Origin of the sequence: Streptomyces katrae, from assembly GCF_000966975.1 — a bacterium.
GTDB lineage: Bacteria > Actinomycetota > Actinomycetes > Streptomycetales > Streptomycetaceae > Streptomyces > Streptomyces katrae.
Window position 1 is genome coordinate 1 of sequence record NZ_JZWV01001684.1, and the last position, 1121, is coordinate 1121.

Sequence of the window (1121 nt, forward strand, 5' to 3'; positions counted from 1 at the left end):
CCGCAGCAGCACGACGGGCGCCGCCAGCGCCGCCGCCGTCACCACCGCCAGCGCCGCCAAGCGGCCCCCGATGCCCAGCGAACCCCAGCTGACCAGGGTGAAGGCCAGCGCGGCCACCGCCAGCAGCACCGCGCCCAGCACCAGCAGCACGTTCTGCGCACCCGGCTTGGCCGCGGCCGACGCCACGGGGGAGAAGGGCGCGGCCGGGGAGAAGGGCGCGGCGGGCGGACCGAAGGCACCGCCTGCCGGCCCCCCAACCCCCGCCGCCGGACCCGGCTGTGCCCCTCCCTGCTGCCACAGCAGCCGCAGCAGCCAGTCCCGGCGGGCCAGCAAGTGCAGCCGCCGGGCGTCGAGTCGAACCAGCTCGGCGTCGATGAGCGCCAGCTCATGGGCCGGCGGCAGAGGGGTGTCCATAGCCGGAGTGTGGCGCCCGTCACTCCGTCAGGACATGGGCGGGCGTACTCAGATCACCCCTGAGTACCCACCCACCGCGTTCCGGCCGCTCCACCGCGAACCGCCCCGGCGCCCGCCCGCCGGGGTCCAGACTGGAGGCATGCCCCGCTGGACGCACTACCGCTTCCGCAGCGTGTGGGACCTCGACGCCCCGCCCGCCCTCGTCTACTCCCTGCTGGAGGACCCCCGGCACTACCCCGGCTGGTGGCCGCAGGTCCGCCGGGTCGCGCAGACCGGCGGTCGGTCCGGGACCGCGGTGATCCGCTCCGTCCTCCCGTACGAGATCCACGTCACCCTCACCAGCCTCCTCCGCGACCCCGCCCGAGGCGTCCTGGAAGTGGCGCTGGGCGGGGACCTCGACGGCTGGGCGCGCTGGACCGTACGCCCGCGCGGCGGGCCCGCCGCCCGCCGCACCCGGGCCGTCTACGAGCAGGAGGTCGAGGTGCGGGCCCCGCTGCTGCGCCGGTTCGCGCTCGCCGGACGGCCCGCCCTGCGGCTCAACCACGCGCTGATGATGCGTGCCGGACGGCACGGCCTCGCCGCCCGGCTGACCACCCCGCCCGAAGCGGTTTGAACAGACCCCGAGGCTCTTGTATTGTTCAGTGCGTTCCCGGGCGATTAGCTCAGCGGGAGAGCACTTCGTTCACACCGAAGGGGTCACTGGTTCG

The 1121-nt window shown here is 75.1% G+C and carries 1 protein-coding gene and 1 pseudogene; one reads left to right on the top strand and one right to left on the bottom strand.

Translation table 11 applies throughout. The features are described 5' to 3' along the window. Positions 1-414: pseudogene (locus tag VR44_RS40090) on the bottom strand (SCO7613 C-terminal domain-containing membrane protein); the annotation flags it as partial. A gap of 139 nt (positions 415-553) precedes the next feature. Here VR44_RS40090 and VR44_RS40095 point away from each other — a divergent pair. Further along, the gene (locus VR44_RS40095) at positions 554-1027 is read left to right on the top strand and encodes an SRPBCC family protein (RefSeq protein WP_045952628.1); all 474 of its coding nucleotides are present in this window, start codon (positions 554-556) and stop codon (positions 1025-1027) included. The last annotated feature ends 94 nt before the right edge of the window (positions 1028-1121 follow it).